The sequence below is a fragment of the Halobacillus litoralis genome, assembly GCF_009856415.1.
Lineage (GTDB): Bacteria > Bacillota > Bacilli > Bacillales > Halobacillaceae > Halobacillus > Halobacillus litoralis_C.
The window spans coordinates 997075-1023999 of sequence record NZ_WMEZ01000001.1; the positions used below are offsets into that span (position 1 = coordinate 997075).

At 45.1% G+C, this 26925-nt stretch carries 32 protein-coding genes; 9 read left to right on the top strand and 23 right to left on the bottom strand.

Going from position 1 to position 26925, the window contains the following annotated elements; all coding sequences use genetic code 11:
• Nucleotides 1-4 precede the first annotated feature (4 nt).
• Nucleotides 5-1762 (bottom strand): ABC transporter ATP-binding protein, encoded by a 1758-nt coding sequence (locus tag GLV98_RS05230; protein ID WP_160912712.1) that lies wholly within the window; start codon nt 1760-1762, stop codon nt 5-7.
• A gap of 465 nt (nt 1763-2227) precedes the next feature.
• On the opposite strand from GLV98_RS05230, the gene GLV98_RS05235 reads away from it, so the two are divergent.
• Nucleotides 2228-3067, top strand: a complete 840-nt coding sequence (locus GLV98_RS05235; RefSeq protein ID WP_160912714.1) for a mechanosensitive ion channel family protein — start codon at nt 2228-2230, stop codon at nt 3065-3067.
• 32 nt (nt 3068-3099) lie between these two features.
• Here the strand turns inward: GLV98_RS05235 and GLV98_RS05240 are convergent, their stop codons facing one another.
• The 5 genes from GLV98_RS05240 to cbpB all read right to left on the bottom strand — a co-directional run bounded on the left by GLV98_RS05240 (nt 3100) and on the right by cbpB (nt 8459).
• The gene (locus GLV98_RS05240; protein ID WP_160912717.1) at nt 3100-4392 is read right to left on the bottom strand and encodes a hemolysin family protein; all 1293 of its coding nucleotides are present in this window, start codon (nt 4390-4392) and stop codon (nt 3100-3102) included.
• A 92-nt stretch (nt 4393-4484) separates the two neighbouring features.
• Nucleotides 4485-5600 (bottom strand): N-acetyldiaminopimelate deacetylase, encoded by a 1116-nt coding sequence (locus tag GLV98_RS05245; RefSeq protein WP_160912719.1) that lies wholly within the window; start codon nt 5598-5600, stop codon nt 4485-4487.
• Nucleotides 5601-5674: 74 nt separating this feature from the next.
• Nucleotides 5675-6394 (bottom strand): 2,3,4,5-tetrahydropyridine-2,6-dicarboxylate N-acetyltransferase, encoded by a 720-nt coding sequence (dapD, locus tag GLV98_RS05250; protein WP_160912721.1) that lies wholly within the window; start codon nt 6392-6394, stop codon nt 5675-5677.
• Between the two features lie 60 nt (nt 6395-6454).
• Nucleotides 6455-7927 carry an MDR family MFS transporter gene (locus tag GLV98_RS05255; protein WP_160912723.1) on the bottom strand — a complete coding sequence of 491 codons (1473 nt, stop codon included), beginning with the start codon at nt 7925-7927 and terminating at the stop codon, nt 6455-6457.
• Between the two features lie 67 nt (nt 7928-7994).
• Entirely contained in the window at nt 7995-8459 is a 465-nt protein-coding gene (gene cbpB / locus GLV98_RS05260; RefSeq protein WP_160912725.1) for a cyclic-di-AMP-binding protein CbpB, read from the bottom strand.
• Between the two features lie 229 nt (nt 8460-8688).
• Between cbpB and trhA the strand changes: the two genes are divergently transcribed.
• Nucleotides 8689-9348 carry a PAQR family membrane homeostasis protein TrhA gene (gene trhA, locus GLV98_RS05265; protein WP_160912727.1) on the top strand — a complete coding sequence of 220 codons (660 nt, stop codon included), beginning with the start codon at nt 8689-8691 and terminating at the stop codon, nt 9346-9348.
• A 120-nt stretch (nt 9349-9468) separates the two neighbouring features.
• Here the strand turns inward: trhA and GLV98_RS05270 are convergent, their stop codons facing one another.
• The 4 genes from GLV98_RS05270 to GLV98_RS05285 all read right to left on the bottom strand — a co-directional run bounded on the left by GLV98_RS05270 (nt 9469) and on the right by GLV98_RS05285 (nt 13474).
• A complete protein-coding gene (locus tag GLV98_RS05270) occupies nt 9469-10413 on the bottom strand; it encodes a F510_1955 family glycosylhydrolase (protein WP_160912729.1) in 945 nt (314 codons plus the stop codon).
• 59 nt (nt 10414-10472) lie between these two features.
• A complete protein-coding gene (locus tag GLV98_RS05275) occupies nt 10473-10673 on the bottom strand; it encodes a copper ion binding protein (protein ID WP_160912731.1) in 201 nt (66 codons plus the stop codon).
• Between the two features lie 68 nt (nt 10674-10741).
• A complete protein-coding gene (locus tag GLV98_RS05280; RefSeq protein WP_160912733.1) occupies nt 10742-13144 on the bottom strand; it encodes a heavy metal translocating P-type ATPase in 2403 nt (800 codons plus the stop codon).
• Nucleotides 13145-13156: 12 nt separating this feature from the next.
• Nucleotides 13157-13474, bottom strand: a complete 318-nt coding sequence (locus tag GLV98_RS05285; protein WP_160912735.1) for a metal-sensing transcriptional repressor — start codon at nt 13472-13474, stop codon at nt 13157-13159.
• A gap of 150 nt (nt 13475-13624) precedes the next feature.
• Here GLV98_RS05285 and GLV98_RS05290 point away from each other — a divergent pair, with 150 nt between their 5' ends.
• Nucleotides 13625-14281 (top strand): DUF4396 domain-containing protein, encoded by a 657-nt coding sequence (locus GLV98_RS05290; protein WP_160912737.1) that lies wholly within the window; start codon nt 13625-13627, stop codon nt 14279-14281.
• 67 nt (nt 14282-14348) lie between these two features.
• On the opposite strand, the gene GLV98_RS05295 is transcribed toward GLV98_RS05290, so the two are convergent.
• Together GLV98_RS05295 and fadH are read right to left on the bottom strand one after the other, a co-directional pair.
• Nucleotides 14349-14543, bottom strand: coding sequence for a DUF2197 domain-containing protein (locus GLV98_RS05295; protein ID WP_160912739.1), 195 nt, complete (start codon nt 14541-14543; stop codon nt 14349-14351).
• A gap of 13 nt (nt 14544-14556) precedes the next feature.
• The gene (gene fadH, locus GLV98_RS05300) at nt 14557-15324 is read right to left on the bottom strand and encodes a 2,4-dienoyl-CoA reductase (protein WP_160912741.1); all 768 of its coding nucleotides are present in this window, start codon (nt 15322-15324) and stop codon (nt 14557-14559) included.
• Nucleotides 15325-15472: 148 nt separating this feature from the next.
• Here fadH and GLV98_RS05305 point away from each other — a divergent pair, with 148 nt between their 5' ends.
• From GLV98_RS05305 to GLV98_RS05320, 4 genes are all read left to right on the top strand, one after another.
• Nucleotides 15473-16330: a metallophosphoesterase gene (locus GLV98_RS05305; RefSeq protein ID WP_160912743.1), complete on the top strand. Its 858-nt coding sequence runs from the start codon at nt 15473-15475 to the stop codon at nt 16328-16330.
• Nucleotides 16331-16431: 101 nt separating this feature from the next.
• The gene (locus tag GLV98_RS05310) at nt 16432-16992 is read left to right on the top strand and encodes an SCO family protein (RefSeq protein ID WP_160912745.1); all 561 of its coding nucleotides are present in this window, start codon (nt 16432-16434) and stop codon (nt 16990-16992) included.
• Nucleotides 16993-17054: 62 nt separating this feature from the next.
• Nucleotides 17055-17525, top strand: a complete 471-nt coding sequence (locus tag GLV98_RS05315) for a YkyB family protein (protein WP_160912747.1) — start codon at nt 17055-17057, stop codon at nt 17523-17525.
• 62 nt (nt 17526-17587) lie between these two features.
• A complete protein-coding gene (locus GLV98_RS05320; RefSeq protein WP_160912749.1) occupies nt 17588-17797 on the top strand; it encodes a hypothetical protein in 210 nt (69 codons plus the stop codon).
• A 650-nt stretch (nt 17798-18447) separates the two neighbouring features.
• Here the strand turns inward: GLV98_RS05320 and GLV98_RS05325 are convergent.
• From GLV98_RS05325 to GLV98_RS05355, 7 genes are all read right to left on the bottom strand, one after another.
• A complete protein-coding gene (locus tag GLV98_RS05325) occupies nt 18448-19353 on the bottom strand; it encodes a chemotaxis protein (protein WP_160912751.1) in 906 nt (301 codons plus the stop codon).
• 709 nt (nt 19354-20062) lie between these two features.
• The gene (locus GLV98_RS05330) at nt 20063-20263 is read right to left on the bottom strand and encodes a PLDc N-terminal domain-containing protein (RefSeq protein ID WP_160912753.1); all 201 of its coding nucleotides are present in this window, start codon (nt 20261-20263) and stop codon (nt 20063-20065) included.
• Between the two features lie 63 nt (nt 20264-20326).
• Nucleotides 20327-20737, bottom strand: coding sequence for an alkaline phosphatase family protein (locus tag GLV98_RS05335; RefSeq protein ID WP_237417030.1), 411 nt, complete (start codon nt 20735-20737; stop codon nt 20327-20329).
• Between the two features lie 55 nt (nt 20738-20792).
• Nucleotides 20793-21497: a DNA alkylation repair protein gene (locus tag GLV98_RS05340; RefSeq protein ID WP_160912755.1), complete on the bottom strand. Its 705-nt coding sequence runs from the start codon at nt 21495-21497 to the stop codon at nt 20793-20795.
• Nucleotides 21498-21556: 59 nt separating this feature from the next.
• Nucleotides 21557-21793, bottom strand: coding sequence for a hypothetical protein (locus GLV98_RS05345; protein ID WP_160912757.1), 237 nt, complete (start codon nt 21791-21793; stop codon nt 21557-21559).
• Nucleotides 21794-21801: 8 nt separating this feature from the next.
• Nucleotides 21802-22659, bottom strand: a complete 858-nt coding sequence (locus GLV98_RS05350) for a patatin-like phospholipase family protein (protein WP_160912759.1) — start codon at nt 22657-22659, stop codon at nt 21802-21804.
• 113 nt (nt 22660-22772) lie between these two features.
• Nucleotides 22773-22922 (bottom strand): FbpB family small basic protein, encoded by a 150-nt coding sequence (locus tag GLV98_RS05355; RefSeq protein WP_160912761.1) that lies wholly within the window; start codon nt 22920-22922, stop codon nt 22773-22775.
• 110 nt (nt 22923-23032) lie between these two features.
• On the opposite strand from GLV98_RS05355, the gene GLV98_RS05360 reads away from it, so the two are divergent.
• Complete coding sequence (locus GLV98_RS05360; protein ID WP_160912764.1) at nt 23033-24190, top strand: aminotransferase A; 1158 nt, start codon at nt 23033-23035, stop codon at nt 24188-24190.
• Between the two features lie 99 nt (nt 24191-24289).
• Here the strand turns inward: GLV98_RS05360 and GLV98_RS05365 are convergent, their stop codons facing one another.
• Nucleotides 24290-24454 (bottom strand): Spo0E family sporulation regulatory protein-aspartic acid phosphatase, encoded by a 165-nt coding sequence (locus tag GLV98_RS05365; protein ID WP_160912766.1) that lies wholly within the window; start codon nt 24452-24454, stop codon nt 24290-24292.
• A 296-nt stretch (nt 24455-24750) separates the two neighbouring features.
• Here GLV98_RS05365 and lepB point away from each other — a divergent pair, with 296 nt between their 5' ends.
• On the top strand, nt 24751-25272 hold the full coding sequence (lepB, locus tag GLV98_RS05370) for a signal peptidase I (RefSeq protein WP_160912768.1): 522 nt from the start codon (nt 24751-24753) through the stop codon (nt 25270-25272).
• Nucleotides 25273-25347: 75 nt separating this feature from the next.
• Here lepB and GLV98_RS05375 read toward each other — a convergent pair whose 3' ends face one another.
• The 3 genes from GLV98_RS05375 to GLV98_RS05385 all read right to left on the bottom strand — a co-directional run bounded on the left by GLV98_RS05375 (nt 25348) and on the right by GLV98_RS05385 (nt 26580).
• A complete protein-coding gene (locus GLV98_RS05375) occupies nt 25348-25491 on the bottom strand; it encodes a YvrJ family protein (protein WP_160912987.1) in 144 nt (47 codons plus the stop codon).
• Nucleotides 25492-26121: 630 nt separating this feature from the next.
• The gene (locus GLV98_RS05380; protein WP_160912771.1) at nt 26122-26334 is read right to left on the bottom strand and encodes a DUF2922 domain-containing protein; all 213 of its coding nucleotides are present in this window, start codon (nt 26332-26334) and stop codon (nt 26122-26124) included.
• A gap of 21 nt (nt 26335-26355) precedes the next feature.
• A complete protein-coding gene (locus GLV98_RS05385; protein WP_089654759.1) occupies nt 26356-26580 on the bottom strand; it encodes a DUF1659 domain-containing protein in 225 nt (74 codons plus the stop codon).
• Nucleotides 26581-26925 lie beyond the last annotated feature (345 nt).

A 26925-nucleotide genomic window follows, 5' to 3' on the forward strand; every position in this document is an offset into this window, starting at 1 on the left:
CCTTTTAGGAAATTTTAGATGTCTTTAGGATTTTCTCTTTATCCTGATATTGAATATCATAGATTCGTTGGTAAGGTCCTCCATTAATAAGAAGGTCCTCATGGACACCGCGCTCTTTGACGGTTCCATCTTCAAGAACGATGATTTCATCGGCGTGTTTCAATGAAGAAATACGGTGAGCGATGATGAATGTCGTACGTCCTTTCATCACTTCCTGCAACGCTTTTTGAATCTTGAACTCTGTTTCCATATCAACAGCAGAGGTGGCATCATCCAACACAAGAATCGCTGGATCGATGAGAATCGCTCGCGCTATGGCAATCCGCTGTTTTTGCCCACCTGAAAGTCCCATTCCACGCTCACCTAATAGGGTGTCATAACCGTCAGGCATATCCATGATGAACTCATGAGCCTGTGCCCTTTTCGCGGCATCGATGACATCTTCAAGTGTCGCATCTGGATTTCCATAAGCAATGTTTTCTTTAATAGACGTTGAGAAAAGAAACGACTCCTGTAAAACAAAGCCGATATTCTTTCGCAGACTTTTCAATCCATAATCCTGAACCGGGCGACCATCCACAAGGACTTCCCCTTTTTCCGGTTCATAAAAACGGGTGATTAATTGAGTGATACTCGTTTTCCCTGATCCTGTAGCTCCGATCAGTCCCATCGTTTTTCCAGGAGGAGCATCAAAGCTTATATCTTTCAATGCTGAATCGTCATCTTCAACGTAAGTGAGAGTGACATCCTTGAACGTCACATGACCTTGCAGACGATCTTGATGAATCGCTGCGTCCTTCTCACTAATTTCTTCTTCTGCTTCTAAGATTTCAAGCAACCGTTCACCAGAAGCTTTGGCTTGAGAGAAAAGGTTAATGACGAAACCTAAATTCATCAAAGGTCCAAGAATATACCAGACTAGACTGAAAAAGGCCACCAATTCTCCTAACTGCATCGTGTTGTTCATAACCATGGAGCCCCCGTACGCAAGAAGGGCTACGACCGAAACGTTGCCGATAAACTCCATCAATGGGAAGTAACGGGCCCATATGTTGGAGGTTGTAATGAATTTTGATCGGTAATCCTCACTTCTGTTCGAAAAACGTCCGATTTCAAAATTTTCCCTAGAAAGAGACTTTACCGTGTTCATACCACTGATATTTTCTTGAACCCTTGTATTCAGCATACCGAACGACTTACGGATCTTACGGAAAGCCGGGTGCACTTTGCGATCAAATCGGTACACCACAAGCGCAAGAAACGGCATCGCCGCCATTGTTACAAGGGCTAGGGGTACAGAAAAATAAAACATGACGCTCAAACTCAAGACGATCAACAACGTAATCCGGATCAGTTCCGAGAATCCCACGGAAAGGAAAAAACGGAATCCTTCCACATCTGCGGTCAGTCTTGACATCAAATCGCCCGTTTTCGCATTGTCATAATAGCGGAAAGGAAGCCGCTGCAATTTTTTATACAACTCATCACGGAGCGTATAAACGGACCGGATGCCAAAGTAATCTCCTAAATACTGGTGGAAATATGTAGCGAATCCCTTAATAACCATGAGTCCGATAAATACGATACATATATAAGGAATGAGACTGTATTGTTCGGCGAGAACGACATCATCAATCGTTAGCTTCAATACAATTGGATAAACCACAGTGATGAGGGTTACGAACAGTAATGAAAAGTTTGACCAAAGGAAAAATTTTCGAAATGGCCAATAAAATTGTTTGAGCTTTTTAAACGTTTCCAAAGGTTTCCCTCCTTCTTATTTTTTAACGTAATATTAAATATATCGGGTTACGAAATAAATATCTACCCATTTGCAATAATTTTTAAAATTTTCTATCTAGAGGATGATTTTCCCTCATACAAAAGTTGTAGAAGTAAGTGTTCTGAGGCTACCAGGAAAGGTTCACCTCCCTCTCAAAATCTTATTAAAATTCTTGAAACAGGACTTACAGCATGACAGGGCTCATGCAGAATTTGCATGGAAAACAAAGGTTTTTCAAATCACAACCCTTCCATTCTTATGGAGGATCATCTCCTTCTATACATTCTTCATGGGTAAGCTTTTTGACACTCTTCGCTATTCCCTCTACTTTTGTCTTAGTAGTTATCCAAAAAAATTTGTGTCTTTAAATGTAAAACATTGAATTCTCCTGTCAGATTCCGCTATTCTAATAGAGGAGACTGGAAGTTGGAAAGGAGTTTATTGATGAACTTATTTGAAGAAGGATTAAATTTTAATTTTGATGTCCTCGTTGAGTGGCTGATCACTGGAGGATTGAAAATCGTTGTCATCCTTATCGCCTTTGCGATTATCAAACCATTAGGTACGAAAGCGATTGAGGCAGCGATCAATCGTATGAGCCAGCAGCGCAATATTGCAGAAGGAAGAAACAAAACGTTACAGAAGATTTCTGTGAACCTGTTTTCTTACACGTTACTTTTCATCCTCATTATGATGCTGCTCAGTGCAGTGAATATCGAGATTGGGCCATTGCTTGCTGGTGCCGGAATTCTCGGGTTAGCGATCGGCTTCGGGGCACAGGGGCTTGTGTCTGATATCGTTACCGGATTTTTCTTACTGATCGAGCGCCAGATTGAAGTCGATGACTACGTCACAGCTGGTGGTTATGACGGGGTCGTGGAAGAAGTCGGTATTCGTACGACGAAAATCCGCAGCTTCGATGGGACATTGAACTTTGTTCCGAACCGAAACATTGTCGGTGTCGCCAACCACTCCCGCGGGAACATGCGCGCACTTGTGGATATCGGCATTGGTTATGACGAGAACATTGATGAAGCTCTCGCGGTTCTTCAAAAAGTCGCGGACCAATTCGCAGAGGACGAGCGTTTTGTCGAGGGACCGAATGTGCTTGGTGTCCAGAGCCTCGGTTCTTCTGATGTGGTCATTCGTATCCTCGGTAAAACCGAAAACATGGAACAATGGGCGGTTGAACGTGATATGAGAAAAGCGATGAAAGAAGCCTTGGATGCTGCGGATATCGAAATTCCATTCCCACATCAAGTGTTTATTCAAAAAGAGTCTTAATAACAGAAATAACCCGACCTTATGAGGTCGGGTTATTTTGATTCTTCTTTCCACATTTCCACTTTCTTAATTTGTCCTTTGACGAGGTCTACGATTTTAAATCGGTAGCCCTCTCCTTCGACTACAGTTCCTTCTTTTGCTTCAAAATCTTTTGTATAGATCCAACCTGAGATGGTATCAATATCCATGTGATCCAATTGAATATCAAAATAATCATTGATGTCCTGGATCGCCGTTTTGCCTTCAATCAAAAAGTGGCCATTTTTAAGCCGTTTGATATCACGCTCTTCTTCTGCATCAAATTCATCGCGGATTTCCCCGACGATTTCCTCAAGAATATCTTCCACGGTCACAATGCCCGACGTTCCACCATATTCATCAATGAGGACAGCCATGTGCGTATGATCTTTTTGCATCTTAACGAGCAGGTCGTGGATGGGAATATTCTCAAACACTTTCATGACCGGCCGTAAAAATGGTCGGAGCGTACTTTGATTTTCCGCATCATCATAGAGCAGTTCTTTCATATGGATGATGCCGATAATTTCGTCTTTGCTGCTTTCGATTACGGGATAGCGGGTGTAGCGGTTGTGCTTCACTTCCCTTACCGCATTCGTCACCGACTGTCTTACATCAAGAACAGCCATCTCTGTGCGAGGGATCATGATTTCTTTCGCCGTCCGGTTATCAAATTCAAAGATACGATCGACATACGTATACTCGGATCGGTTGATTTCCCCTTTTTGATAGCTTTTCGTTAAAATGTGCCTCAGCTCTTCTTCCGAGTGCACTTCATCCGATTCACGAGCGGTCTGGAAACCGAGCATGCGCACAAAAATATTGGCAGATCCGTTCAACAGCCAAATGAGTGGATACATCAATTTGCTATATAACATAAGGGGTCTGGCTAAAAGCAGGGTGATACTTTCCGCCTTCTGGATTGCCATGGTCTTCGGAGCAAGCTCTCCGAGGACCACGTGTAAAAAGGTGATGACAAAAAAGGCGATCACAAAGGAAAGGGTGTGGGTGAGGCCTTCGGGTAAATCAATTTGATCAAACAAGGGCCTCAACAAAACTTCAAGCGTGGGTTCCCCTAACCAACCGAGTCCAAGGGCAGTGATCGTGATGCCTAATTGGCAGGCACTAAGATAATAATCAAGATCACTGACGACACGGATGGCATTCTCCGCTTTCTTGTGACCTTCCGCTGCTTTTGCTTCCAGTCTTGTTTTTCTAACCTTTACAATGGCAAATTCACTCGCTACAAAAAAAGCAGTGAGCAGAATCAATATTACCACTGCCGTCAATTTAATCGTTATTTCCATCAAGGCCACTCCTTATAAAAAAGAAGGAGGAAACCTCCTCCTTCTCTCATCTATCCTCTATTGTTAACTGGAATGGCCAACCTATGCGCACTTTACAGCTCTCGAAGTGTTTTTTCAACGATATGGACGCCTACAGCAAGAGCCTCTTCCTTAGGTTTCAATGTCGATTGGTGAAGACCCGCTTCCGAATCGACGCCCAGCCAGAACATGAACCCTGGAATCTCTTTAACCATATAACCGAAATCTTCGCCAGTCATCGCCATGTTCGCCTCTCTGTACTGATATTCGGTCTCTTGCACGAGCTGTTCAAAGCGTTGCACTTGATCTGCATCGTTGAACACTTGGTGATAATTGGACCCGTAATCAATGTGAATGTGACAATCATTAGCGATTTCAAAACCGCGGGCCACCTTCTCGATCTCCGCTTTGACTTTATCCATAGCTCCTGGAGACAATGTACGGATCGTTCCTTCTAAGCGGGCGGCCTGGGCGATAATATTCTGCACCGTCCCTGCTTCGATTTTTCCAATGGTAATGACTGCGCTGTCCAATGGATCGACTCTGCGGGCGACGATCTGTTGCAAATGGGAAACGAATGCACTGGCTGTGACCACCATATCATGAGTCAAATGAGGAAAGGCTGCGTGTCCTCCCACGCCTTTGAAATCGATGAACAATTCACTCGTGTTGGCAAACAATAACCCTGGTTTGGACGAAACAGAACCTACGGGGAGGTCAGGGGCGACGTGCAATCCGAAGACGACATCCGGCCGGTATCTATCCATCGCTTCACATTGAAGCATCGGTTCTGCCCCGCCCGGACCTTCCTCTGCGGGTTGGAACAGGAATACGACATCATCATCAGCCGGATCCTGAACGAGCCGGGTCAAAGCTCCAAGCGCGATGGTCATATGAAAGTCATGGCCACAAGCATGCATCCGACCTTCATGTATGGACTGAAATTCATATCCCGTCTCCTCCGTTAGTGGAAGTCCGTCGATATCCGCCCGGTAACCGATCGTTTTATGTCCAACGTTCCCTTTGACTTTTACAAAAATCCCCGTCCGCCACGTTTCTACTGTCAAAGCTTCTTGAGGCAGTTTGTTTATATAGTCCAATAAAAACTGCTGTGTTTTATATTCTTCAAAGCCGAGTTCAGGAATTTGATGCAGCTCTCTCCTGATACTTGCCAACATTTCTTGTTTCATAAAGGTCCCTCCCTATACGAAGGGCCCTGCTCTGGGAGCAAGGCCCTTCCTTTTATTTAATCGGATTGAGAAAATTAGTTATCCAGTTTACGAAGGGCCTGCATGATTTCAGTCTTGGACTTCGTCTGATCGTCGATGTCTTTGATCACTTTCGCAGGTGTACCGGCAACAAGAGTGTTGGCTGGTACATCCTCTGTTACAATCGCTCCGGCAGCAACGACCGCGCCTTCACCGACCGTTACCCCTTCAAGAACGACAGCGTTCGCACCGATGACAACACCATCTTCAATAACGACCGGTTTTGCAGAAGGTGGTTCAATAACGCCTGCAAGGACAGCACCGGCACCAATGTGGCAGTTCTTCCCTACTGTGGCACGGCCGCCAAGCACGACATTCATGTCGATCATCGTTCCTTCACCGACGACAGAACCGATGTTGATCATCGCTCCAAGCATGATGACCGCTCCGTCTCCGATTTCAACCTGGTCACGGATGACAGCGCCTGGCTCGATGCGTGCGTTGACCTTTTTCAAGTCAAGCAGAGGAATCGCAGAATTACGGCGGTCGTTTTCTAGCACATAGTCCTCAATTTCGTTTTCATATTTTTCTAGAATCGGCTGGATGACTTTCCATTCTCCGAAGATAACCCCGGAATTACCTGTGATGAAATCTTGTACCTGTTCGCCAAATTCGATGTTTTCCAAATTTTCACCTTTCAAATAAACTTTGACCGGTGTTGATTTTTCACTATTTGATATGAATGAAATGATTTCATTTGCGTCCATTTGTTTCATGAGTAGTTCCTCCTTTATGTATCTTTCATCCTTTACTTTATCAAAGGGAGCCAGACTTTTTCAATCTTCTTTTTTTGGAATTCTGAGAATTAGTAGAAAACTCAATACAGCGAGTATGAGTAAACCCATATAGACGAGATGCAGGCCTGATGTCAAACCGTCCTGTAAAACAAGGAGAGCTTCCTCACTCAACTGCTTTCTCGTTTCCTCTCTAAGCAGTGAATTGGCAGAATCGACACTGAAAGAGGCCGGAAGACTTGAACGCTCGATCGCGTTTGCCACCTGACTGTTCAAGATTCCTCCCAGGAGTGCTGCTCCAACGGCGCTCCCAATCGTCCGCATGAACATATTGGCTGCCGTCGCAATACCCCGCTTTTGCCATTCGACACTATTTTGAATCGAAACGATGAAGGAGGTGGATGATAGCCCCATTCCGATTCCTATGAATAACGATCCCATCGCAGCAAACACGGGGCCTTTTTCGGGGCTGAGCATGGAAAAGATGGTTCCCCCGATGATCAGCGAGACCCCGCCAAGGATAGCGGTTGGGCGAAAGCCGATTTTTAAAATCAGGCGTCCAGCGACGGTTGCTGCAATCGGCCAGCCAATCGACATCGTCGTAAGCGTAAAGCCGGCAACAGTCGCCGATTGCTCCATCACTCCCTGGACGAAGGCTGGTAAATAGCTGCTCACCCCGATCAGGATCATTCCGGTCGTAAGCGACGTGAGGTTGGCGTAGCGGATGGAGCGGATGTACCATAAATCCATTGGCATCATCGGATCATCCATTTTTCTCTCATGAAAGAAAAAGGCCAGAGCACCAAAAAGAGCGATGATAATCATCGAAAGCATCGTCCAGGACATCCAATCAATCCCTACCCCGCCTTCTACAAGAATGATCATCAACGTGCTGACCGTAATGACGACCCACATGGAACCGGCAAGATCCACACTTCTTTTTTCTTTAGAAACCTCTTCTTTAAAGAAAAAGAGAATCCCGAAAAGAGCAAGTAGTCCGAGAGGGATATTCATCCAGAATACATACGGCCAGGATAGAAGGTCGACGAAGAAGCCCCCGAGCGCAGGCCCCGTCACAGCGGAGATGCCCCAGACGCTAGATAAGTACCCCTGAATCTTCGCCCGCTCTTCTTTTGTGTAAATATCACCGACAATCGTTGTCGCAATCGGCATCAACGCTCCAGCTCCCAGTCCCTGAACGAGCCTTGCGCCGATCAGAACATTCATCGAAGGAGCAAGAGCACAAAGAACCGCTCCTAGTAGGAAAAGGCTGATTCCGAGCATGAAAATCGGTTTCCGACCGAAGACATCAGCTAATCGACCGAAAAGCAGGACGGTCGCTGCATTCGTAAGAAGATACGCTGAAAAAACCCAGCTGTATAAGCTGAAACCACCAAGATCGGCTACGATACTCGGCATCGCCGTGGACACGATCGTCGCTTCGATCGCTGCAAGGAACATGGCGAGCATGATCGATGCCAGCACAAGTCCCCGTTTTTGTTTGTCTTTCTTCATATGTACGTTCACCTTCAATACAAAAATAGATGACATCTTGGATGCCATCTATTCTATCATAATCGGTTTATTCTGTTGCTACCATTGTATGTTTAAACGTTTCATGATAATGCTTGCTGAATTGTTTGAGGATTGTCCGACGTGTGATAATCCCGTCGAATTCTCCTTCTTCATTCGTCACACAGACAAAAGGAAAATCAATGAGCTTGTGCATCGCATCTATCATGCTGTCACCAAGCTGCAAGCAAGGCACTTCATCATCCATCACTTCGCTGACCGTCATTTCAGATAGTCGGTTCAATTCAAATTGTTCAATTCCCAATGTTTCTTCCAAAATTTTCGTTTTGCTGATGACTCCTTGAAATTTAAAAGTAGGATCCAGCACAGGTACCGCAGAATAACCAGACTTCACTAAAACCAAAAGCGCATGCTCGAGCGGGTTACCAATTTGCACATGAGCTACTTTTTCAGCTGGGATCATAAGTTCCGAAACAAGTGGGATTCTCAATGCTTCTTTTTCTAAACTTACCATGTTCTTGTTCACTCCTCTTTTTCTTGAACATTGAAGGAGCAGAAAGAGACGCTCTTAAGACCATTACATATTCTAACACATTTTCTACCTAAGCACGAACGCAATTTCCGACATTTCTCTCTCTAACATTCTTCCGACTATCTATTACCCTCAACACTGTTCTGAATAAACCTGTTTCATTCTCCATTCTTTATAAAAAGACGAATCAAGCGTATAATGAAATCAGTTCATGAAATTGGAGTTGAATAATGTGCTGACACACACCTTTACAAAGCGCGAAGAAATCGCCAATGCCATCACCCATGGCATCGGTGCGATCCTCAGTATTGCCATGCTCGTCCTGCTCATTGTGTTCGCAAGTCTCGGCGGCAATGCCTGGCATATTACAAGTGTGACGATCTACGGGGTCACGATGCTCATCCTGTACGTATCCTCGACACTCGTTCACAGCTTCCCGCCCGGCCGAGCCAAAGATTTGTTTGAGATTTTCGACCACTCCGCCATCTACCTTTTCATTGCCGGAACGTACACGCCGATCATGCTCGTTCCGTTACGCAGTACACTTGGATGGACGTTGTTCGGCATCGTTTGGGGAATGGCCATTCTCGGAATTGTTTTCAAAGTCTTCTTCGTCAAACGATTTGTCGTGATGTCCACGGTCTTTTATGTATTGATGGGCTGGTTGATCGTCCTTGCCTGGGGTCCATTGACGGCGGAAGTCCCTGCAGCAGGCATCACTTATCTTGTTGTCGGGGGCGTCATGTATTCGATCGGATCGATTTTCTACGTCTGGCGGAGCTTCAAATACCATCACATGGTGTGGCATTTGTTCGTGCTCGGCGGCTCGATCCTTCACTTTTTCTCGATTTTCTTCTATATCATTGGTTGATTGAAGACTCGCAGATCTATCCTGCGAGTCTTTTTTCTGTAGAGAACTTCGCTTCTACACCTGAATGGTCCCCGGCAGGCAAAAAAAGAACTCCAATGGCTTTCCATTGGAGTTTCTTCCTTACGAAACGGTTTCCCCTTTTTCAACAATTTTCTCCCAATTCTCTCCCCCATCTTCAGAAATATAAGCGGAACCATTAAAGGTGTAAATGACCATTCGGTTGTCCTTTGCTGTAAAATACATGACAGCGTCTTCGGTCAGGTCGGGAATGGAAACATCGGATGTGCCGGATTCACCAATTAAATAGGAGGTCATCGTTGCTTCGCCGTTGTATAACCCGTAAAATAATTCGTCTTCAGTAAAATATAGGCCTCCAGCTTGTCCAGATTCAGAAATCCTATCAAAGCTCTGCCCACCGTTTTCACTTAAGAAAACTCCGGAATCTGTAGCAATCGCCACCGTCTCACCATTTGTGGGATGGACAGCCATTTGGAATACACCACCCTCGATGCCTTCCGCATTTATTGAATCCCATGTTGAGCCAAGATCTGTACTTTTGTAAAATCCTTGATCCAACTGGGAATTAGGTTGCTCATTAAACACGTAAACAGACTCATTGGCAAACCCTGCGCCCATCACGTGAAAATCACTTTCCCCATCAAAAGCAAGAGCTTCTAAACCCTCTTCAGAAACCTTCCCCTTTTGAAGTCCCAGCGGATTTTGAAGGTCACTGGAAGGAATCGGGTGTCCTGAAGCCAGAAATCCGTCCTCTCTCACCTGAAAGCCCATATAATCATGAGAATGATCGATCGCTTCTTTCCATTGCCCCTCCTGATAAATTTTAATTCCTGTATGTGCGGCAAAAGCAAATCCTTCTTCTATATACCCTAAACCGTGGACATGTCCGAGATTTCCTTGAAATGACTGTAAGTATTCCTGATTCTCCACCTTATCTTCTTTGCTATCCTTAGGATCCACAGCTTCCTCTTCCACTTCCTGACTGCAGGCACCAAGAAAAGTGGAAGCTAAAAGTAAACTCAGTGCTGCTTTTTTACCGTTTCCCATGTTCGCTCACCTCTTTGAAAAATACCCCCAGGCAGTTTAATACCCGAGGGTTGTATGTGCTATACCACGTCATACCCTTGTTCTTCGACCGCTTCTCTCATTTCCACTTTATTGACGGTTTCTGAATGAGATACTTTTACATTTCCTGTCTCAAGATCGACGTCCACACCATTTACGCCATCCACTTCTTTCAACGCTCCTTCAACCGCACTCTTGCAGTGTCCACATGTCATTCCTTCTACTTTCAATGTTGTTTCCATTTTCAACACCCTTTCATTTTTTGTATGCTTTCCTGATTAAGAATTACAACAAAATCCTGACTTTCATCTTATATTTTAGCCCGTTTCAGTCTTAGTGAATTCGTGACGACACTTACAGAACTGAAGGCCATGGCTGCTCCTGCTACCCATGGAGCGAGAAGTCCAATCGCAGCGACTGGAATACCTGCAGAGTTATAGGCAAGCGCCCAGAAAAGATTTTGACGGATGTTGCGCATCGTTTTTCTGCTCAAGCGGATGGCCTGACTCAAGTGAGCAAGGTCTCCACCGACAAGAGTAATGTCTGCTGTTTCAATCGCAACGTCAGATCCAGTCCCGATTGCGATCCCGATATCAGCAGTAGCAAGGGAAGGAGCATCATTGATGCCGTCTCCAACCATGGCAACTTTTTCTCCCTGTTTCTGCAGTTCTTTCACTTTTTCAGCTTTTTGCTCAGGAAGGACTTCTGCAAAGACCCCATCGATGCCCACTTCTTTAGCAATCGCATCCGCGGTACGTTGGTTGTCTCCTGTGACCATATAGACGCTCAGTCCAATGGCTTTCAAGTCAGCAATCGCTTGTTTAGAGGTTTCCTTGACTGTATCTGCCACAGCGATGTAACCTTTCAGTTCCCCTTCGACAGCGATGAACATCGCTGTTTTCCCTTGTTGTTCCAGTGTAACCAAGGACTCTTCATACGAACCATAATCGATGTCTTCGTGCTGCATTAATTTTCTTGTTCCGATATAGACCCGTTCGTCGTCCACTATGGCTTTGATTCCATGTCCAGGAATGGCTTCAAAATCCACAGCAGCTGATTTTTTGACACCCTTTTCCTCTCCGTATTGGACAATGGCTTCTGCAAGCGGATGTTCAGATGATTTTTCTGCAGAAACGACGAGAGGCAATAAAGATTTCTCATCATCAAAAGCTACAAAATCCGTCACTTCCGGTTTTCCTTTCGTGACGGTACCGGTTTTATCTAATAGAATCGTCGTCAAACGGTGGGTGCCTTCCAAATATTCACCGCCCTTGAACAAAATGCCTTGTTCTGCGCCTTTACCGGTACCGACCATAATCGAAGTCGGTGTAGCCAGACCAAGCGCACAAGGACAGGCAATGACAAGCACTGCAATGGCAGCTTCTAAGGCTGGCGGCCATTCTCCCGGCGAGACAATCAGGAACCACACAAGGAAAGTCAACAGAGCAATACCGACGACTATCGGAACGAAGATACCAGAAATCTGATCCGCGGTTCTTTGGATCGGTGCTTTTGATCCTTGCGCTTCTTCTACGATTTTGACGATGCCGGATAGAGCCGTATCTTTTCCTACCTTTTCTGCTTTCATTGTGATGGTTCCATTTTTGTTGATCGTTGAACCGATGACAGGTTCACCTTCTTGTTTATCGACAGGGATCGATTCTCCTGTGATCATCGATTCATCGACAGAGGTGATGCCGTTGACAACCGTACCGTCGACAGGGATTTTCTCCCCTGGTTTGACGAGGATGTCATCCCCGACCTGAACATCATCAATCGGAATTTTTTCTTCTTTTCCATCGCGAATGACGGTTGCTTCTTTCGCCTGAAGGTTCAACAATTTTGTCAGGGCAGCTGTCGTCCGGCCTTTAGCGAGTGCTTCAAAGAGTTTCCCTACAAGGATGAGGGTAATCAGGACGGCACTCGTTTCAAAATAAAGCTCCGGCGTGATCGATGGGTTCAACTGCCATCGGATCGCTTCAACTAAGCTGTAAAAATAAGCGGCCGAAGTTCCAAGCGCAACAAGGACATCCATGTTGGCACTTTTATTAGAGAGTGCCCGGTAAGCTCCTTTATAAAACTGGCCTCCGATATAAAATTGGACAGGCGTTGCGAGCAGGAATTGAAACCACGGATTCATCAACCACATGGGCACAGGAAGACCGATATCCCACGGTAGGTGACCGATCATCGTGTAAAGGAGAGGGAAAGATAACAGTGCTGAAATCCAAAGCTTCCGTTTTTTCGCTTGGATTTCCTCTTCCTTCTGTTCTTTTTGTTCTTCCCGGTTCTGCTTCGTCACCGCATGATAACCGAGTTTCTCTACTTTCCCAATGATGTCATCGACGGTCAGTGTGTTTGGGTCGTATTCGACAAGCCCCGCTTCTGTCGCTAAATTAATATTCGCTTCACTTACCCCACTCGTTTTAGACAATACTTTCTGGATCCTTGTTGAACAGGCAGAGCAGGTCATCCCTTGAATATCCAGCTCTACACGCTCTTTCTGAACGCCATAGCCAAGTTTTTCAATCTTGGCCTCTATATCCTCAGGCTGCACTTTTGACTCATCATAGTGGACATTCGCCTTTTCCATCGCAAGGTTGACGTTTGCTTCCACGCCATCCATTTTGTTGAGGACTTTTTCAATTCGGGTGGAGCAGGCAGAGCAAGTCATTCCCGTGACTCCTATATTCATCTGCTTCTGATCAGCCATCTTTACACCCCCTTATTTCGAAAACTGTTGGACGACTTTCATCAATTCATCAATTGCTTCATCACCATTGCCTTTTTGAATGGCATCTTTGACGCAATGGTGGGTGTGACGCTCCAACAAGTTGTATCCGACTTTATTCAATGCGTTATTAATCGCTGTAATTTGAACAAGAATGTCTACACAGTAACGATCACCTTCCACCATTTTCTGAATGCCGCGAACCTGGCCTTCAATTCGTTTCAATCGATTCAGCACGGCAACCTTTTCATCTTCCGTCCTCGGCTTTGCTGGCTGTTTACCGCTATCCTCTGGGAGAATACTCTCTGACATATCCACCGCCTCCTTTGTTTAATATTATATACCGGGTATAGGTATAATAGTCAACAATTAAGCTTATTAATTCTATATATTTTTCGTGTTTATTTTTTTACTACCTGAGGGTATAGATATTTAAACGTAAAAAGTACTGAGGTGATTGGAATGTTGTCCACGATTTCTGTGATCGCTCTTGCAATTGGTCTTTTATGTTCTCTTATTATTACCATCGATGTTCTGAGACACCCTCAAATGATGAAAATCATGAATGTCGTCTGGCCAATCAATGGATGGTTCATGGGTCCTTTTGCCTTATGGACTTACTTTAAATGGGGTCGTTTGAAGAGCAAAGATAATGATAAAGAGGATCACCGCGGAAGACCTGCCAAAGTGTTTGTTTCCACGAGCCACTGTTCAGCAGGCTGCACCCTTGGTGATGCGGTTGGTGTACCGATCGTCGCTTTAACGGGCATGATGATTGCGGGGTCCACGCTGTTCGCCCACTACACCGTTGAATTTATCCTGGCTTACTTATTCGGCATCCTTTTTCAGTTTTATGCAATCTATCCGATGAATAAAGATCTCGGAAAAAAAGGAGCCGTCTGGGCTGCCATCAAAGCCGACTCGTTATCATTGATTGCTTTTGAAGTGGGGATGTTCGGTTGGATGGCCCTCGTCCATTTCGTTCTGTTTCAAGAGCCACCGAAGCCGAACGAGGCTACGTATTGGTTCATGATGCAAATTGCGATGATTCTTGGCTTCCTTACTAGTTACCCTGCAAACTGGGTATTGGTGAGAAAAGGGATTAAAGAAGAAATGTGAAAAAAAATGATAGGGGTTAACGAAAGAAACGTCCAGAGGTGTACCCCCTGGACGTTTCTTTCTTCTATCACCTTAGAAATTTATCATGAGAATCAATCATATCCGGGTGAAGACCCGTAGATGTTTGAGCATCCTTCTGCATCGATTGGTTACAAGATTTACAGACGTAAGAAGCTTTTGGATTTTTACTGATTTTCAAATACTGCGGGTCCGACCGGTCTAATGTGTACGTCTTTTTACAAAAGAAGCATTTCTTTTCCATGCTGCCTCCCCTTTTAAAAAGGAAATTTATTCAGCCATTGGCCTCCATCAAGGGTGACGACCTCTCCATTCATATAAGCCCCTTCTTCAGATAAAATGAACTTCGCAAGGCCCGCGATTTCCTCTGGTTTCCCTAAGCGGCCAAGAGGTACGGAAGCAAGCGTACGCTGGGCTGCTTTCTCTGATTGAAACAGTTTCTCAGCTCCACCGGTCCGTTCAATCGGCCCAGGAGCAATGGCATTGGCCCGTATGCCGTATTTCGTTCCCCATTCCACCGCAAGTGTCCGAGTCATCGTGAGCACTCCTGATTTCGCTGAAGCGGAATGAATCACGCCAGCGCCCGCATTCCATGCGTAGGTAGCGACGATGTTTAAAATCGACCCCTTAATTTCATTTTCAATCCAATACTTACCGACGGCCTGGCTGCAATAAAATGTTCCATTCAAAACGATGTTGATGACGGAATTCCATCCGTTCGGAGACAACTCTTCTGCGGGTGCAATGAAATTACCTGCAGCGTTATTGACGAGATGATCGATTCTCCCGAAGGCTTCTACTGTCTCTTTCACCATCCGCTGGGTATCTTCTACTTCACGGACGTCCATTTGAACGGTTAGGACATGATCTTCTTTTCCATTGGCGATTTGTTTTTTCGCTTCTTCCAACCGTTCTACATTCCGGCCGGTAATTGCAACCTTTGCTCCTTCTTCTACAAACCTCTGTGCCATATGCAGTCCCATTCCGCTGGAACCACCTGTAACGATAACGACTTGATTTTCCATATGTACAAACCTCCTCTTATTGACTACTTATGTAATTCAACAAGAACAAACTGAATACCTGTTCATTTTCAAAAGAAAGTATAAAAATTCGACGTAATCTTTCCCTCACCCATGTTATAATGGCGAAAGAATTCAGAGGAGAGACGTCATGAAAATAACGAGAAGAACCTTCATCAAACGTACATTAGCGAGCGCGGCAGCATTAATCGGCATCAACGCGTTCGGATATTCCTATGCGCGGTACATGGAACCGAATATGCTCGCCGTCCGCCGTCACGATATCGAACACGGGAAGATTCCGCAGCATTTTCATAATTTCAAAGTCCTTCAGTTTTCTGACACGCACGTAGGCTTTCATTATGAATTGGATGATTTAGAACGGCTCGTTGAAAAAATGAATCAAGAGGAACCCGACCTCATTTTGTTTACAGGAGATCTCGTAGACGAACCGCACACCTACTCTTTTCCACCTCGCCTCATTCAAATACTGAAACGTTTGGAAGCGAAACAAGGGAAGTATTGGATCTATGGAAATCATGACCATGGCGGCTATGGAACGGAAAAGATCCGCGATGTCATGGTGCAAAGCGGCTTTCAACTTTTACAAAATGAACATACCCTCATTGAGAATGGTTCCGCCTCCTTCACACTTGCAGGTGTCGATGACATCATGCTGGGCAAACCAGATTTAGAACGGACACTCGAAAATGCTCCTAAGGAATCGTTTACCTTATTAATGGTGCATGAGCCGGATGTGGCGCTTGAGTATCAGCATTACCCCGTGGATGTCCAACTGTCCGGGCACAGTCATGGCGGGCAAGTACAGGTACCTTTTTTCGGCTACCTTGTCACTCCACCGTTCGCTGAACATTTCGTCGAAGGGCATTATCCCTTGGTGAACGGGTTTAATCTTTATGTGAGCCGCGGGATCGGCACGACAAGACTTCCTTACCGGTTCATGTGCCGCCCGGAATTTTCTGTATTCCAATTAAAATCAACGCTATGAACCGGTTGAACTCTTACATTTTTGTGACAGATCGAAAACAAGTCTGTCCTTTCCCCTTTCGAGTGGTAAACTAAAGACAATTTAGAAAGTTGGAGGATCTCATGAAATTAAGATTTTGGATCAGCATCATTTTTCTCCTATCGATTACGGCGGCCTGTGGGTCGAAGGATGTCAATGAATTATCAGCCGTGAATCAACACGGAAAAGAGGTATCTGTACCACAAGCATACGCCGGAGAATACTGGGTGGCGGATTTCATCTTCACCAACTGTGAAACCGTCTGTCCTCCGATGACAGGGAATATGTCCAGACTGCAAGCACAATTAGAGCAAGAGAATCTAGACGTTCAGCTCGTCTCGGTAAGTGTAGACCCTGAGAATGACACTCCGGAAGAACTGCTTTCTTTTGCCGAGAACTATCAGCCGAATTATGAGCAGTGGGACTTTCTTACAGGTTACTCTTTTCAGGAAGTGAAAGAATGGTCCATTAAATCATTCCAGTCCCCCGTCAAGAAAATGGAAGATTCAAATCAGGTCGCTCATGGAACGAGTTTTTTCCTCGTCGACCCTGATGGAAACATTGCAGAAACCTACAGCGGAACGAAGGCCGAATCCGTCGCGAAAATCGTCGAAGATCTAAAGAAATATAAAAGTGAATCCTGATATTGTAAAATGTTGTAAAATGATAAAAAGAGAGCTATACTTGGATGGAAAGGAGATCATAGATGAAAGACAATCAAATATCCAACCGCGAATTAGCCGAATCCCTATTTATCGTCAATCGACATGCCAAAACAGCCCCAGAACCTAGGCATCTCTATGACATTAAAAAGCATACGATTGACAAACTCCTAAATGAAAACCGCGCCAAAAAGGTCGGACTCCATTTCTCCGACCATCCGAAATTCAGCCAGCAGCACTCGACCCTCCTCATTGAAGTTGGTGGTTACTATTTCCATGTTCCTGCAACAAAAAAAGACTTTCAAGATTTGGAACATTTAGGAAAGGTCGACCAGTCCTACCGGAACCCAAAACCCAAATTGTCACTGTCGAGAGCCAAACGAACGCTTTACCATTATCTGAATTGGAAACAACCGAAAAAGCCAGCCTATTCTTTCCAAGGCACTTCACAACCGAGTATGCTCGGCCAGCCGACGGGCAGCCCGTGGAACCAGCGCCGAAGAAGGCGGCCGTAAACCCTTTTCGAGGTTTCATTTCTTATGAAATAAGGAATGGACAAGGAGAGGAGGATGATAGAATGCCAGTAAGTGAAGTCGAAGATTTTTTATATCATTTAAAGAAGTATATGGAATACACAACGGAAATGCGTGCTTCTTATGAGCACCTGTCAGATCATCACAAAAATATTGTCGTCAATTCATCACCAACAAAATCTGGACCCGAAACATTGTCCAAGCATGCCTATGCTTGGCACGATGAATTGTTCGAACGATTAAAGAAGGAATAAAAAAATCCGCCTCGGAGCGGATTTTTTTATTCCTTCTTTTGTTTACCTCTCATCCATATACAACAAAAGCTCCCTATTCTTGAATACTCAGTTTCGAGATGTTTCGGGGTTCGTTGCTGAGTTGAGCGTCAGGGGTGGCTGGGAAGCCACTCGCTTTCCTGTGGGGGAGGGCCGAGCTTCCTCGGACTACGTCCTGCGGGATCTCGCCTATCTCCTTCTCCCACGGGAGTCTCGCAGCTTCCCAACCACCCCATTCCATGTAAGGGAGATACGAACCCCTATACCGAGAGGGAGTGTCTGCCACTCTCCACCTCCTAAGCAGGCATAAAGCGCTCTATAGCAAGCTTTTACGTTCTGTAGAGCGGTTTATATATCCACTATTGTTAATGATAAAAGCTGATCTTTTAGAAGTGGTTTCGAGAATCTTCCATGGCAAAGGGGCGGAGGGGAATGGCGAGACTCCTGCGGGAACAGAGTGCTTGGTGAGACCCCGGAAGGCGTTAGCCTGAGGAGGCTCACCGCGCTCCCGCGGAAAGCGAGTCATTCCCCGCAGCCCCACCCACTCAACAAGAGTCTCGAAACTGAGTCTTCCACAATCCTGCCATTTAATTTAATAACGAATAGGACCTACTTTTATAGAACCCTTCTTTTTAGAGGATGTGGTGATCGATGATTTTTACGAGTTCTACGATTTCTGGTTTGGAAACTTGAGCATCGGCTCCGACAATTTCACCTTTGTGACGAAGATCATCGGTAATCAGTGAGGAGAAGATGATGACCGGGAGTTTGCTCAAATCGCTATGCTCCTTCAACAAACGAGTAAAGTGGTGGCCGTCCATACGGGGCATTTCAATATCCGTGATAATCACCTGATATTCCTCTTCGATCGTTTTCCCTTCTTCCAATAAATCTTCCAAATGTTCGTAGGCTTCTCTTCCGTCCTCAAAAGAGACCGTATTTTCATAGCCCGCTTCACTTAACGTTTCCTGTAGCATGGCACGCAGCATGCCGGAATCTTCTGCAATCAGGATTTTCTTTTGTGATCGATCCCTTTGCCCCAGTTCACGCAGCTGTTCCGTGTTAATACTGGATTCAGGATTGATATCTGCGACTACTTTTTCAAAATCCAGCAGCAAAAGCATGTCTTCGTCCATTTTGATCACGCCGGTAATTTGCGTTTCCAAACCCTGATACATCTTATTCGGTTTCTCAATCTGTTCCCACGAGATGCGGTGAATCTGTGTAACGGTGTGCACATGGAAAACGATTTTTGTTTTATTGAATTCAGCCAGAATATATTTATCCTGCTTCGGATTTTTGGATGGTGAAAAACCAAGGGCACCCGCTACATCTACGACCGGGACGACTTCGCCGCGGATTTCAATGATCCCTTCCACTGATTTATGGGAATGGGGGATTTTCGTAACAGGTTGAGGGTTCAAAATTTCTTTTACTTTTATGACGTTGATGCCGAATCGGTTCTTCCCAATTCCAAATTCGACGATTTCTAATTCGTTTGTTCCACTTTCAAGTAATATGCCTTGACCCTGCTTCATGAAGCATCGTCCTTCCTTTGATAGAATCCACTCTTTATATCGTCTATCAAAGTCTAAATGTGAAGCCGTTGTCCTCGATTACTAAAAGCCTCTCATTTGTTCCATATAAGCTCCCTTTAGTTGAAAACTCAGTTTCGAGATGTTTTTGGGAGCTTAGGGGCTGCGGGAAAAGGTTCGCTTTCCATGGGGCGGGCGCTGAGCCTCCTCAGGATACGCCTTCCGGGGTCTCACCTGTCCCACGCGTCCCATAGGAGTCTCACCGTTTCCCTCCGCCCCTTGACCATATGAGTGTCTCGAAACCACTACTGGAATAAGCAGCATTTCCAGCTTGATGGAAGTGTGAGAATTAAACTATCAAACTATGTGTTTGAATTCTACGAGCTTGGCATAGAGCGCTTTATACTTATAGCACCAGGATAGTGGAAGGCACCTTCCCACAGGAAAGAGGTTCGTTTCTCACCTTCATGGAATGGGGTAGTTGGGAAGCTGCGAGACTCCCGTGGGAGAAAGGAGATCGGCGAGATCCCGCAAGGCTTTAGCCCGAGGAAGCTCGCAACTCCCCAAAGGAAAGCGAGTAGCTTCCCAGCTACCCCTGACGCTTATCCCAAGCAACGAACCCCGACACATCTCGAAATCAAGTTTTCCACAATCCTGCCATGTCCTTTAATAACGAAGAGCACAAAAAAAGAGCGGGAGGTCCGCTCTTTTTTTAATCATTTCTTATGATGAGATATACAATCAGCCCGACTAAGGGAAAAAATAATGTTGCGATAAGGACGACGAGGCTGTAGGCGGTACTTCTGCCTTTGCGGACAGAGTCGCGATACGCCCATACACTCGTGATAATATTCAATACCAACAACCCGACCCCGAAGATCAGGAACGTGAGAAATAAGATGCCGATTTCCATGATGTTCCTCCTCTACTCCCGTATGTAACTTATTCTACGATTAGGAACAGAGAAGGTTTCAAATCAGGCCGCTTTTCTTTTGCTTCGTTTCGATAGGCGGGCATATAGTTTACGCATCCACGTAATCATTACATAAACCACCCCGAAGCTGCTGATCGCGAGAAGGCAGACCGACCAATAGGAAGCAGGAAGGGTTGAAGTCGTATCGGACATGGCATAACGATCGACGAGCTGAAGGAATACCAGTGCAAGAAGAGTACTGGTCACATAGCTTGATAGGGTCTTCCAATGATTCAGCATCATCCATTCGATCACCGGTTTGACGACCCACATGAGGGAGAGCATGAATGCAAAAATGAGTGAAAATTGAACATACTCCGGCTTCAGTCCAAAAACATCCAATAGATCGTGATCAAGCCAGCTTATGGTCTCTTCTAAAAACGATGGATCGAACCAATCCAGAATATTCATCATCTACCGCTCCTTGTTCTTTTTTACCATTATGAACAAGGATAGAAAGGAATAAACTTCACCCCTCTAAAAGCTGGGGTTGTTTGTTTTTCAGCCACTTCAAACCTTCCCTCCGGCTTAAAGGACGGACTTCCTCCCGATGAAGATAATCGATCACAGCACTTGCATCGGTTTTGCTGTATTCACGGAGCGCCCAGCCGATCGCTTTTTCAATAAAAAATTCTTTTTCATGCTTGAGATCGTCGATCGTTTCGAAAAGGAGTGGAACATCTGTCTTTTCTTTATATTTCAACTGATGGAGCACGCTCGAACGTCGTACCCAGAGGTGGTCAGACTGTCTCCACTCCTCTGTGTAGGGGCGCAGCTTATCTTCGTATCGAAGAAAATATCCCCCGCACAAAGTAGACGCGATCATATCGACCGTGTCCCACCATGGTTTCGTCATAAGCAATTGTTTGTATGTATCAATGCTGTGTTCCGGAGCTTTCTTGATTCCCTTTTCAAGTAAAGCGAGAGCGGCATAGTGACTTTCCCTTTCCGGCTTTTCAAAAAGCAGAATCGCTGCTTCCAAGCGCTCTTCTTCCCTCATCCCTTTATATTCTTTCAAGAGTGGTGAAAGGATTTGTTTCCGCTCAGGAGCTTTGATCCCGAAAAAGGGATAGTGGTTCTTCATATAGTTTTCCATTGGAATTCGCTTGTCTTCATCTCTATGTTCTTCAAATGCTGTGGTTACGGCTTCACAAAATTCAGCAGCCTGGTTCATCACTTCTCCTCCGTTTCTTTAAATAGGCGCACCCCTATGATCAAGCATAGGAGGGATGCTCACCAAATAAATGCAGCGCTCCACAATTGTAACGACATCGAAGCAAGAGTCATGGACTGTGGTTCATCTTCAGGTAAACGGGGTTTCTGAATGGAAGTCCAGGTAACGGATAACGCAGAAAAGAAAATAGGAGCATGCACCCACCCATAAGGGCGCATGTCTTGTCTTTCCTTCCCTTCGTTATGAGAAGGATGACGACGATACAGCATCGTCCCTGCTTCCCGCTCAAACCACATGACCACCATCATCCACTCACTTGCAAGAACCGTTCTAGTCTGGACGCATGAGCCACCGCTTCTTCATATCCTTGAGCATACAAGTCGTGCAGTCGGTCACGGTTCCGTTCGATCCGGCTTACTTTCAACGGTTTTAAAGGACGGATGACGAATGCTTCTTCATTTTGTTCCGCTTCCTTCACTTTTTGCAACTGCTGATTATAACGAACGTGCCTCTCAAGTAAAGCTTTCGCAAATAGCGGGAACTGTCTGTACTTTCGGTTGAAGTACCACCCTCCCTTCATCCGGCCTTTGATGTATCCATCGTTGCGCGTTAGCACAACCACATGCTTTTTGTTCCCATCCCTTTTGGAAGCCTGCATCGGTATCGGGTCGGCAATGCCGCCATCCATCAACTCACGTCCATCATACTGAATGCTTGGAGCAACCATCGGCAAAGAGCTTGAAGCGCGGATGACTTTTAAAAGACTTTCCCTGTCAGGGAAGCGGTCATAAAAGACAGGTTCTCCCGTTTTCATATCTGTGGTTCCTACGACAAAACGTGTTTTTTGTTGAAGGAACGTGTCATAATCGAAGGGAACGAGCTGGTTCGGAAGCTTGTCAAATATGAAATCCATTCCAAACAACTGCCGTTTTGTAATCATCCGTTTGTACGATATGTATTCTGGATGCGCCCCGTACTCGACAATCACTTCATAATTTCTCCCCCGCTGTCTCGCAACATAAGAGCTTCCATTACATGCTCCTGCTGATGCTCCGACCACATAGGGAATGTGAATGCCTTCATCAAGGAAGAAATCAAGCACGCCTGCGGTGTAGGCGCCCCTCATCCCTCCGCCTTCAAGAACTAAACCGACATCATCCATAGATCAAACACCTTCCTTTTCACATTTGGTACCTATATCTATATTTTGCCATGTCCTATCGGAAAAGTAAAAAAGCAACCCCTTCTATGCGGTTGCTTTTTCGTGTGATATCATCAGTTTACATAAGCATCGGAATCGTTTTTTCTTGCGTGTTTTTCATCTATTTGACGTTCGATTTTTTCGATTGCTTCCTGATCGTTCAACAGTTGTCGTTTGTTACGATCCACTAAGTCTTCAAAGGAAATTCGTTTTTGACTTCTCATTATACATCTCCTTTCATGGGCTTATTTTAAATTATAACAAAATTCAACAAATTTCAGGCGATAATTGTTTGAACATTTTGTTAACTTTATGTAAAGAAGGAGACTTCGCATTGGAAAACTTTATCAACCCAAAAGTAAAACAAATAGAAATTTCAGGTATCCGCCGTTTTTTCAACATGGTCGCAAACTATGAAGACGTCCTTTCATTGACCATTGGACAGCCTGATTTTCCAACACCTCCGCAAATAAAAGAAGCAGGAATACAAGCCATCAAAAATAATCAAACGAGTTACACCCACAATGCCGGGATGCTTTCCCTCAGAAAAGCCATTCAGCTGCACGTGAAAGATTCATATGGACTCGATTATGGAGCAGAAGAAGAAATCATCGTCACAGTCGGTGCTTCCCAGGCGCTTGATATTACGTTAAGGACCATCCTCCAGCCTGGGGATGAAGTGCTATTGCCAGGTCCCGTCTATCCGGGGTATGAGCCGCTGATCCGTCTGGCTGGTGGTACACCTGTGTTCATCGATACAAGTCATGACGGATTCAAGTTGACGGGAGATAAAATCAAAGAAATGATCACTTCGAAAACAAAGGCCGTTATTTTGCCATATCCCTCCAACCCGACGGGTGTTTCTTTAACTGAGGAAGAACTACGAGGGATTGCAGATGTAATTAAAAAACATCAATTCTTCTTATTAGCCGATGAAATTTATAGTGAACTTGTCTATGATCGTCCGCACACATCGATAGCAAGCTTTCCCGATGTTCGTGACCAGGTGATCGTTATAAACGGTGTATCGAAATCCCACAGTATGACCGGTTGGAGAATCGGTTATCTGCTCGCCCCTTCCTGGCTGAGTCGTCACCTATTGAAAGTCCATCAATACAACGTCTCCTGTGCGACTTCAATCAGCCAGCATGCGGCCCTTGAGGCTTTGACCAACGGAAAAAAAGATGCCCAAACGATGCGTGAGGCTTATCGTGAAAGAAGGGCATTCGTCGTCACACGATTAAAGGAAATGGGAATCTCATTCGCTGAACCTAATGGCGCCTTTTACGTTTTCTTGAAGTTTCCTTTGAATGGAAAGACGACGTTCGAGCGTGCCGTGCAGCTCGTCGAAGAAGCAGGAGTCGCCCTTGTTCCAGGGGATGCCTTTTCAGAATATGGGGAAGGGTATATGCGCTTATCCTATGCCTACAGCATGGATACGTTGGAAAAAGGACTTCAGCGCCTAGAGGACTTCATCTCAAAAGAGGTGTAACTTAGAGGTTCGGGTACAATGAGAGTTGCCCGTTCACCTCAAAGATTTTTTATGTACGGACATGAAAAGAACTCATGGATGCAGATCCCATGAGTTCTTTTAATTCGGTTTATTTTTTTGGACTTCATTCAAAAGGGCATCGAGTTGTTGACTGATCCTAACAGACTCGGGGCTTGATAGCCCTTTTTCAAACGCCACTCTCGTCATTTTTTTCCGTAAATACTCTAATTCAGCAATACGAGGATCTTTGTCGGCTACTTGCACCTTCGACTACCTCCTGACTTGTTCTTGTCTATTATTGTACACCTTTTATGCCAAAAAGAAAAGAATGTGTGTTCGCATACATTTCTGCACGGAAAAAATTATCTCAATTTTCTATACTTTTGTAAAGACAATCGGTAAAGATTCTGAAATTTCGACAGCGGTTGATAATTTGAGATAAAGCCTGCAAAAAGAGATTACAATTTGGTAAAAGCCTCCCCCCTGCACTTTTCTTTCCGCAACGATATGGTAAAATTAAGGATGAGATATTCTATGTTCATCTAGAAAGGAAGATGAGATTGTCTGAGCAATCAAAAAAAGAATGGTTGGAATGGTTGAAAGCCATTGCTGTTGCCATTACACTCGCATTTATACTACGAACATTTTTCTTTGCCACATCAATTGTTGAAGGTGCAAGTATGGACCCGACACTCAAAAACGGAGAACGCGTCATGTTCAATAAGATCATATATTATGTAGATGAACCCGAACGCGGGGATATCGTCATCATTGAGAGACCAGTAAAAAGTTATGTCAAACGAGTCATCGGCCAGCCGGGAGATACGGTGGAAATCCGTGATCATGAACTGTATGTGAACGGTGAAGAGCAGACCCAGGAGTATCTGACGGAAGAGGCCGCGTCCGCAACGAGAGATTTCGGACCCATCGAAGTGCCAAAAGGAAAATATTTCGTCATGGGAGACAACCGATCCATCAGTAAAGACAGTAGGAATGGACTCGGCTTTGTTGAAGAAGAAGAAATCATCGGACGTACCGAGTTGATCATTTATCCGTTCAACGAATGGGGCTTAACGAAATAAACAGGCAAACGACCCGCCGAACATCAGGCGGGTCGTTTTATGTTCTTTGATCTTACATTCAAAAATGCCGTCCATTCATTTAGTCGTCGCTATTTTTTCCGGCAGTTGATGTAGTGTTTCAATCAGTTGATCAAGCTTTCCTTCCACGCGGTGTAACAAGTAAAAGGTCACCGCTACAGGAAAACCAACATCCGCTAAAATCGAAATCCAAGCATCAATCCCCATACATTCACCTCTTCCCAATTTATTTATTGCCGGTTTTGGAGAACTCCGTTTCGAGATGTTTCCGTGGTTCGTTGCTGTTGTAGAGCGTCAGGGGTGGCTGGGAAGCTACTCGCTTTCCTGTGGGGGAGGGCCGCGCTTCCTCGGACTGCGTCCTGTGGGATCTCGCCTACCTCCTTCTCCCACGGGAGTCTCGCAGCTTCCCAACCACCCCTTTCGATGTATGTGAGAATCGAACCCCATTAGTAAGTCGGATAGTTTTCCACTATCGAATATTAGAAGCGTTAAGCACGGAATAAAAGCTTTCAGGATTCAAACACCTGTACATGAGAGTTTATTCCAACAGCCAGGTCATGAAAAGTGGTTTCGAGACACTAGTTAGGCAAAGGGGCGGAGGGAAACGGTGAGACTCCTGTGGGAAGTGCGTTGTAGATGAGACCCCGCAGAGCGTTAGCTCGAGGAGGCTCATCACTCGCCCACGGAAAGCGAAACTTTTCCCGGAGCCTCTAAGCTCTCACAAACATCTCGAAACCGAATCTTACACAAGACTGACATATCATTCAATAACTCATAATCATCGATTCTGATAAAAAGAGCCGCTAATGATGGTTAGCGGCTCTCTCGTTTTTAGAATGAGATCTCAAAGACGTTGCGTTCGACGATACGTGCTTCCTTCTTCTCCACAAGGTCTCCCCCATTGGAATAGAAGCAGCCCTGGGCGAGAATGGCGTCCATCGCTGCATTGACCTGTGCAGGATCGACAGGTTCTACAGGGTCGTCCAGGCTGATGGTGACTGTTTTCCCTTCATCATTCAAGAATTTCAGCTCCAGCTTTTTCATTTATTCTCCTCCATTTCTACATTATGATTCAGTCAAAACTGAGCGGTCATCACGGGCGATATCGACAAGGATGTGCTGCTGCAACGGGGATAGAGCGACGGATACTTCATGCAATTGTTCATCTGTGGCATCTGTTTTGATGTTGTTGAAGGACTTACGCTTAAGAATCATGTTTCCGTCTTCATCTGTTCCTGTTGAAAAGACAAGCTGCAAGCGACTGTCTACTTTCAAAGTATTTACGGCCATCTGCTTCACCTCCTCTCACTTCTATAATCGAAAGAAAAGAGAAAAAGGTGTCATTCGCTAACTATTTTTTATGGATATGGCTCGTTTGTAAGGAGGTAGGCGAGTATATTAAAAACATAAAAAAGCGTCCGGGGAGAGAACCTGTTATGGCTCCTTCCCCGGACGCTTACCATCATTAAGTATCATCCGTTATCAAAAATCGTTAATCCTATGAGTCCTAGTAGTACAATTAGACTGACAAAAAACATGATAATCTCCATCTATGTTCCACCCCTCTTTCCTCTCTATCATAGCAAATATTTAAAGCGTTTGCTTTGGTTGTTTCACATTCGTTGTATATTTTAT